1 protein-coding gene is annotated in these 1,503 nt (G+C 27.0%); it reads right to left on the bottom strand.

All coding sequences use genetic code 11. The features are described 5' to 3' along the window. Positions 1 to 99: 99 nt before the first annotated feature. The coding region (locus GQX97_RS12155) for a mannitol dehydrogenase family protein (protein WP_157152200.1) at positions 100 to 1,503 on the bottom strand (1,404 nt) is incomplete at its 5' end.

The raw sequence follows: 1,503 nt of genomic DNA, 5'->3' as shown, positions 1-1,503 counted from the left end.
TTACTCCAGGTATTTGCCTAATTTGTTTTAAAGTTACAGAATCAAAACTACTTCCAAACCATCTTAAAGTCATTATCATAATGAATAATTCTCCTTAAATTATTTTATATATTTTTCTAAACATTCTTTTACAGCATTTTCTTTACTTATCATCTCACTAAAATAACTTTCTATTTTTTTTCCTAAATTTATCTTTTCATCATATAAATCAACAGCAAATATAATCTTATTAGAAAGTATAGGCTTTAAATTATTTCCAATAGTTTCTTTATTTTTGAACTTGATGTTTTTTATATGTTTTTGTAATTCTTCAAGCATAGGGTCTGGGCTTATTTCCATAGKTTTTCCATTATCATCAATACCCATTAAATACCTAAGCCAAGCTGCTATAGTTAAAGGTATGCCTACTAAAGAAGAAATGTCAAGTCCATTTTTAACATAAGATTTTAATGTCTCTCCATATCTTATAGGTATTTTTTGAGAAGTGTCTGTTGCTATTCTTTTTGGGGAATCTGGTATATAAGGATTTACCAAACGCTCTTCAATTACTTCTTTTATAAAATMTTTAGGGTTCAAAATTTYAGGGTCAGCAACTACTTTCATGCCTTCATCATAACCTATTTTTTCAACTAATTTTTTTAATGAAGGATTTCTCATCTCTTCRTAAATAAAATTATAATTTAGTAAACAGCCAAATATTGCTAAAGCTGTATGAAGCGGATTTAAACAAGTTGTAACTTTCATTTTCTCTRCAGTTTGAACTGTTATTCTGTCTGTTACATATACATTAGCTTTTTCAAACTTTGSTCTTCCATTTGGAAATAAATCCTCTACAACTAAATATCCAACACTTTCAGCATTTACAAAAGGAGCCATGTTRTTATGACCAACTTTAAATAATGACATTTCTTCAAGTCCTATAGACTCTAATTTTTTTTCTATAATCTCAGAAGGTCTTGGAGTAATTTTATCAACCATGCTTAATGGGAAAGAAACTTTTTTGCTATCTTCAAGATATTCTACAAAACCATTATCAGCATAACCTCTTTTTACCCATTCTCTAGATATTTCAACAATAGAGGATTTTAATTTATCTCCATTATTTGAACAGTTATCTACACTAAGCATAGCTATAGGAAAGGCASYGTTTTTATATCTTTCTAAAAGCATARCAGCAATAATACTCATAATATTTTTTGCTTTTTTTGGCTCATTATTAATATCTYCTTCTACTATACTGCTATAATTACCATTTAAGTCTTTTATTGAATAACCTTTTTCTGTAATAGTAAAACTCACCACTTGAAGAGAACTTGATATAAATATTTTTTTTAATGCATCATAATTATTAATAAAATCAGCATGTAATACATCAGTTATACTTCCTATTATTTTTTTATCTATATCGCCATTGCTTTTAATAGAAGCTAAAAGAGTAAGATTATCAAAAGGCTTATAAACTTTATTAATCATATCATAATCATCATCTCTTCCAAAAGCATG

The sequence above is a fragment of the Brachyspira sp. SAP_772 genome (assembly GCF_009755885.1).
GTDB lineage: Bacteria > Spirochaetota > Brachyspiria > Brachyspirales > Brachyspiraceae > Brachyspira.
Note: the sequence above shows the minus strand (reverse complement) of the source record. Positions and strands in the feature narration are given on the sequence as shown.